Annotated in this window: 4 protein-coding genes and 1 pseudogene; 2 read left to right on the top strand and 3 right to left on the bottom strand. The window is 46.9% G+C overall.

Going from position 1 to position 6762, the window contains the following annotated elements; translation table 11 throughout:
- Positions 1-536 precede the first annotated feature (536 nt).
- Positions 537-2370, top strand: a pseudogene (gene kimA, locus JCM2765_RS09700) (potassium transporter KimA).
- A 1021-nt stretch (positions 2371-3391) separates the two neighbouring features.
- Here the strand turns inward: kimA and JCM2765_RS09695 are convergent.
- Positions 3392-4156 (bottom strand): LrgB family protein, encoded by a 765-nt coding sequence (locus JCM2765_RS09695; protein WP_054736357.1) that lies wholly within the window; start codon positions 4154-4156, stop codon positions 3392-3394.
- A 30-nt stretch (positions 4157-4186) separates the two neighbouring features.
- Positions 4187-4624 carry a CidA/LrgA family protein gene (locus tag JCM2765_RS09690; RefSeq protein WP_054736356.1) on the bottom strand — a complete coding sequence of 146 codons (438 nt, stop codon included), beginning with the start codon at positions 4622-4624 and terminating at the stop codon, positions 4187-4189.
- Positions 4625-4899: 275 nt separating this feature from the next.
- Here JCM2765_RS09690 and JCM2765_RS09685 point away from each other — a divergent pair, with 275 nt between their 5' ends.
- On the top strand, positions 4900-5994 hold the full coding sequence (locus tag JCM2765_RS09685; protein ID WP_054736354.1) for a glycosyltransferase family 4 protein: 1095 nt from the start codon (positions 4900-4902) through the stop codon (positions 5992-5994).
- A gap of 57 nt (positions 5995-6051) precedes the next feature.
- On the opposite strand, the gene JCM2765_RS09680 is transcribed toward JCM2765_RS09685, so the two are convergent.
- Positions 6052-6717, bottom strand: a complete 666-nt coding sequence (locus tag JCM2765_RS09680; RefSeq protein ID WP_054736352.1) for a YigZ family protein — start codon at positions 6715-6717, stop codon at positions 6052-6054.
- Between the last annotated feature and the right edge of the window lie 45 nt (positions 6718-6762).

The raw sequence follows: 6762 nt of genomic DNA, 5'->3' as shown, positions 1-6762 counted from the left end.
ACGCGTTTTGAGATGTTCTGCGATAGTGCCGAATTGCGCAATGTGAGATTCCGGTCAGCGACTAGGTGGATGCTGTGTCGCGATAATTGGCGGTTGTTGACGTTTTTCCAACAACCGCCAATTATCGGGGACAAATTGAAGACTCGCACGGTTTTTGGCGAGGCTTCAATTTGAGGACTGAGACCGCCCTTTGGCTCAGGCCGGCCCCACAGCTGGAACCTAGTCACTGACCGGAATCGACAGTTCAAGCAAATCACCGCACTTCACAAACTAAACCGCAATATGCTTACGCTGGACACAAACGTCAGCATCTATGATTTCAAGTTAATTGTAGGTTAAAATCGAGATTATTCGACTAACGGACAAAGTTTTGAAAACCGATAGTAATTGTAGAGTGAAAGGTGTACAATACCTATTGATTTTGCATTCCAGTTTTCGGCATAAATTTATTTAGAATAGCCATTTTGAAGTAGGAGCTATCAGCTATGGGTTAGCGTAGTTGGTAGCTGTTATTCGTCGATAAAGGAGTTAAGAACATGTGGCGTTATTTGAAACGGTTGTTAATAGGGAAACCGTTGAAGACCACGGATGAGGGCGGACAGGCGCTAACGAAGTTTAAAGCGTTAGCCTTGTTGTCGTCTGATGCGCTATCATCCGTTGCGTATGGGACTGAACAAATTACAACGGTCCTGATTACGCTCTCCGCAGCGGCGTTAATGTATCAGCTTTGGGTTGTTGCGTTAGTGCTGGTACTGTTGTTTGCGATTACGTTGTCCTATCAACAAATTATTCACGCGTACCCCTCAGGTGGGGGCGCCTACGTTGTTGCAACGACCAACTGGGGTCAACCAGCGGGGTTAGTTGCTGGTGGGTCATTGTTGGTTGATTACATGTTGACGGTGGCCGTTTCGGTGACTTCTGGGACCGATGCGATTACGTCAGCGATTCCGGCGTTAGTTCATCACCAAGTCGGCATTTCGATCATTATTGTGTTGTTTATTATGGCACTGAATTTACGAGGGATGCGCGAGTCGGCGTCATTCCTGACGTTACCAGTGTATTTCTTCATTGTCATGATGCTTGCGATGATTGGCTGGGGGATGTTTAAGATTGCCACCGGTCAAGTGATTTACCATGCGTCGGCACCGGTTGGCGCGCCCGTAACGGGGATGACCGTGTTACTGTTCTTTAGAGCCTTTTCATCTGGGTCATCATCATTAACCGGGGTGGAAGCCATCAGTAACGCTGTACCGAACTTCCATAAGCCAAAGAGTCACAACGCATCAGCAACTTTGGCGATTATGGCTGGTATCTTGGCCGTCTTCCTGAGTGGCGTTACTTTTCTGAGTTACTACTTAGGCATTGTGCCAAAATTCGATAACACGGTGCTGTCTCAAATCGGGACTGCGGTCTTTGGACACGGCATGCTGTACTACTTGTTACAACTCTCAACGGCTTTGATTTTGGCCGTTGCTGCCAACACCGGGTTTTCGGCCTTTCCAATTCTGGCTTATAACCTGGCGAAGGATAAATTCTTGCCACACGCTACCTGGACCGTGGTGATCGATTAGGTTATTCCAACGGGATCATTTCCTTAGCCGTTGGTGCGATCGTCTTGATCATCATCTTCCACGGGCAGACTAGCTTACTGATTCCACTGTATGCGGTTGGGGTGTTCGTACCGTTCACACTGTCGCAATCAGGATGATTCGGCACTGGTTCCGCGTCCGTGAAGGATTATGGCCACTCAAGGCTTTCATCAACTTTATTGGGGCCTTTATTTCGTTAGCGTTGGTCGTCTTCCTATTTATGCTTCACTTTGGGAACGTTTGGCCATACTTGATCGTCATGCCAGGTCTGTATTACCTGTTCTACCGGATCCACTTGCACTACAAGAACGTTGCTCATCAATTGCGGGTGAGCGAGGACAGTCAATCGGTCAACCATCACTACGATGGGGCAACGGTGATCGTTCTTGTCAGCAACGTGACGCAGGTGACGGCGCGCGCAATCGATTACGCCCGTTCCGTTGGGGACTACGTGATTGCAATGCACGTATCGTTTGACGAGAACCCACGTAAGGAACATAAAACAGCTCAGAAATTCAAGGCTGAGTTCCCAGACGTCCGGTTCGTTGATATTCACTCGTCATACCGGTCAATCATTACGCCAACGTTACGCTTCTGTGATGTCATCGCCAAGCGAGCAGCAGAACGAAACTTTACCACCACCGTTTTGGTCCCACAATTCGTGCCACGACGGCCATGGCAAAACATTCTGCATAACCAAACGGCTTTACGACTACGGACAGCGTTAAATACCCGTGAAAACATCATTGTCTCGACTTACAGCTACCACTTGAAACAATAGTGCACTTAAATATTAAACCGGCTAAGACGCTTAAAATATGCGTCTTAGCGGTTTTTGTTTTCGACTGTCGTTTGTGTCCAGCGTAAGCATGTTTAGTTTGTGAAATTCAGTGATTCTGGTTTTATATAGTGGAAGGATGCCGCGGGAGGCTCCGGCGCTATGCGGAGCTGGAACGCAGTGGCTCGCTCCGGAGCTAGGAATGAGCAAAACCCGCCCATGCCGGATCTCCTCCGTCTCGCGTATGACATAAGGCACTCGCACCCCGAACCCCACGGGGCACGACTGCCTAAGTCATACCGACACTGCTGAGCTCCGCGCGCCTCCGCCTCCCGCTACATGGTGCGCTGTTGGCAACCAGAACAGCTGACTGTCACATGCTGAAGTTAACGAAACTGCGTGATAGCTACGTTAGATGGCAACTCAACAACTGTAGAAACTATCGTGGCCAATATTCAGCAACTGCAATGAGTCAAAGATTGCGCTAGACTAAATCTGTCAGTCATGCGCTCTGTTTACGTGAATTTAATGCAGTTACGTTGACATTTAGACATCTGCTACGATTCTGAAGCATTGACTGATGACTAATTTTACCGTTTGTCAAATCAATGATAGTCGTTGCAATACCGCCCCAAGCCGTGCAGTTCAGCACTTGAGATGGTCTACGATAGTGCCGAATTGCGCCAATATAAGATTTCGGTAAGCGACTAGGTGGATGCTGTGTCGCGATGATTGGTGGTTGTTGGTGTTCTTCCGACAACCGCCAATCATCGGGGACAAATGTAAGACTCGCACGGGGTTTAGCGAGGCTTACATTTGAGGTCTGAGACCGCTCTTTGGCTCAGACCGGCCCCACAGCAGGAACCTAGTCGCTTACCGGAATCGACAGTTTACGCAAATCACTGCACTTCACAAACTGTACAGCAACACACTTACGCTGGACACAAGCGACAGCAGGCAGGGGATTTGACCACAAAAAAAGACCCGAAGCACAATGCTTCGAGTCTTTTGATTAATGATCGATTTAAACCAAACCAACCAAACGTGCGAACGTTGGAACGACAAGGTCGACAACGATTGACACGATAACAACGGCGATGGAAGCCATAGAACCTTGGATAGAACCCAATTGAACGGCTTTGGCAGTACCAACGGCGTGTCCGGCAGTCCCTAAACCAAGACCAGCACCGATTGGATCAGCGTTCAAACGGAAGACCTTGATTAAGAAGGTTGCCAAGGCGTAAATGATAACGGCGTTCAAGATACATGCCATGGCAGTAACGGCAGTGTTACCACCGATAGCACCGGCAACTGGCATCGCAATGGCAGTCGTAGCAGCTTGCGTCATCATTGAAGAAATCATCACGTTGTTCAAGCCGAAGAGCTTTGAAACACCGTAGATGGCAAAGAGGGAAATAATCATCCCGACGATTAATGAAAGTACAATTTCAAGCCAGAAACGTTTAACGATATCGTTCCGACGGTATAGTGGAATAGCAAAAGCAATAGTGGCAGGGTTCAAGAACCAGAATAAGATATCCCCACCTGGTTTGTAGGCTGCTTGGTAGAAGTACGTTGGTGTAACGTTGAACCATTTAGCCATCAACCAAAGAATAAAGATCCCTAAAACCATCCCGAAGAAGAGGGGTTGGAAAAGGAAGAAACCATTTGAAATCTTGAATAAATATTGACCAATTAAGAACACTGTCAGTGAGAGGAAAATACCGAAGAAGGCAATCCCACCAACGTTAGTATCTAAGGCGTTCCCTAAAAACGTTGCCCATGTCATGAAAGCTCATCCTTTCTCTATAAATGACTGTTATTCGGTAACATCGGTTTGCTTGTGGAAGACGTGACGGCTGATGTACATGAAGCCGGCAGTCGTGTAAGCAATAACGACCAACATGATAAGCGTTGCACAGATGATAACGATGATCAATTGCACACCGGACTTAGCCATGATGTCAAGTGAGGCAGTCATTTGAATCCCGGATGGAACGAACAAGAAGGCAATCAAGTTAACCAAGAAGTCCCCCATCTTTTCAACTTGCCAAAGTTTGACAATCTTGAAAGTTAATAATAAATATAAAATGACAATACCAAGAACGGGAGTTGGAACTGGGAATGATGCTGGGAATAATGGTGAAATCAATGAAGATACGAACAGCACAAGCCCAAAAATGAACATTTGTTGCAAAATTGGAGCTGGTTCGTGTTCAACCTCCGTCGTGTTGGCAGCTTTCTGATTACTTGCCATGGATAAACACTCCTTTCAAAATATATAAACATTTCACAAACTTGCAAAGCGTTTTCACTTCACAACTAGATTATAATAACTTTTGCTCTAAAACGCAAGGGGCTAATGTTTAACGAATTCACAAATGAAAGCGAATACATTGTGAAATCAACTCTTTAAGGGGGTAACTTGTTCAAAAATTAACTGGTTTAATTTAGATTTTCAATTCAAAATTTGTGTTTCATGAAAACGATTTGTATAATAGAAATAATTGACTAATGAAGAGAGGACGAGCAATGAAATTTGAAATCATTGTCAGTTTAATGGCGACTATGATTTTTTCGGCAATTCTGACACCATTTATTCGAAAATTAGCGTTTCGGATCGGAGCAATTGATAATCCGAATGCCAGACGTGTCAATAAAGTACCGATGCCGACGATGGGTGGACTTGCGATTTTCCTTTCCTATACGTTTGCCACAGTCTTTTTACTTCGGGCGCAGATTCCGACCCGGCAACTGTGGGGGGTCTTTGGCGGCGAGTGCGTGATTATCCTAACCGGGATGATCGATGACGTCTTCGAATTGAAACCCCGGCAAAAGATTCTGGGAATCTCAATTGCAGCATTGGTCGTTTACTTCGGCGCTGGGTTGAAGATGATTCACCTAACGATTCCGTTTGTCGGCATGATTTCGATTGGCTGGTGGAGCCTGCCAGTGACGTGGATCTGGATCCTCGCCATTACCAACGCGGTGAACCTGATCGATGGTCTCGATGGTCTTGCGACCGGAGTTGGCATCATCGCACTCTCAACAATGGGAATTACGGGCTTGTTTTTCCTAAATACTGCAAATACGTTCGTGGGTATCAGTATCTTTGCGTTGGTTGCAGCGATGGTTGGATTCCTGCCCTATAACTTCTTTCCGGCCCGAATCTACCTTGGGGATACTGGCTCGTTGTTCATCGGCTTCATGATTTCAGTATTTTCACTGTACGGCTTGAAAAACGTCACCTTTATTTCCATGATCATTCCGGTAATCATTTTAGGGGTGCCAATTACCGATACGGTTTACGCCATTTTGCGGCGGCTATTGAATCGGCAACCGATTTCGCACGCGGATAAGCACCATTTGCATCACCGGTTGATGCAGATCGGGTTAACGCATCGACAAACGGTGCTCGTGATTTACGGCATTGCCATGATTTTTGCGTTTATCTCACTGCTGTACCCAATCTCACCACGCTGGGGGACGATTTTTCTCACGATTGCCAGCTTGATTGGCTTGGAGCTTTTTGTGGAAGCCATCGGGTTGGTTGGTAAGAACCGCCAGCCGCTGTTAAATTGGATCAATAAAGTGGTTAAGAGTACCACGTCTAAGAATTCGCATTAACGGTTAAACTAAAAAATCGACGCTTCTCGTTTGGAGAAGCGTCGATTTTTGATTGGTTTAATCTGCATTCGGATGGTCATTTCGATACAACGGGACGTCAACGTCGTGGTAGTGGTCCTCGCCAACGGCAAAGGTGACCTGCCCGGCTAATAGGTTAGTGACCGCCGTTTGCGTGGCTTCAACGTCGGGGACGTCGACCGCAATTTGGACGGTGACGTTTTCAGCGTAAGTCGTATCTAGTACGCTCACGGTGTTTTGTTGCAAATAATAGTTAAGCTTATCAAAGTTGGCGTAACTAACGGTGAGGGCGAGGTCGGTTTGGAGAACCCGCTTGACCACACCCACGGCTTCGATGCCCCGAGAGGTCGCGTTACTATATGCCCGAATCAAACCGCCAGCGCCGAGTTTGATGCCGCCGAAGTACCGGGTAACCACCGCGCAGACGTTGTGAAGGTCAGTCATTTTTAACACTTCGAGAATTGGCACCCCAGCGGTTCCGGAAGGTTCGCCATCGTCGCTTTCTCGTTGAACATCGTCATGCTCGCCCAACAGGTAGGCGAAACAGTTGTGATTGGCTTTCGGATTGGCCTTTCGAGTGGCTTCGATGAACGCCTCGGCTTCTTCCTTGGTTGAAATTCGAGCCAGACTACAGATAAACTGTGATTTTTTAATGTCAATGGTGTGCTGACCATTGGCTTTTAGGGTTAAATAATTTTCAGACATCAGAATGAAACCTCGTTTCGTTTGCGTATTTATAGAACAGGAGGT

Origin of the sequence: Secundilactobacillus similis DSM 23365 = JCM 2765 (assembly GCF_001311075.1) — a bacterium.
Lineage (GTDB): Bacteria > Bacillota > Bacilli > Lactobacillales > Lactobacillaceae > Secundilactobacillus > Secundilactobacillus similis.
This window is presented reverse-complemented; position numbering and strand designations above follow the sequence as displayed.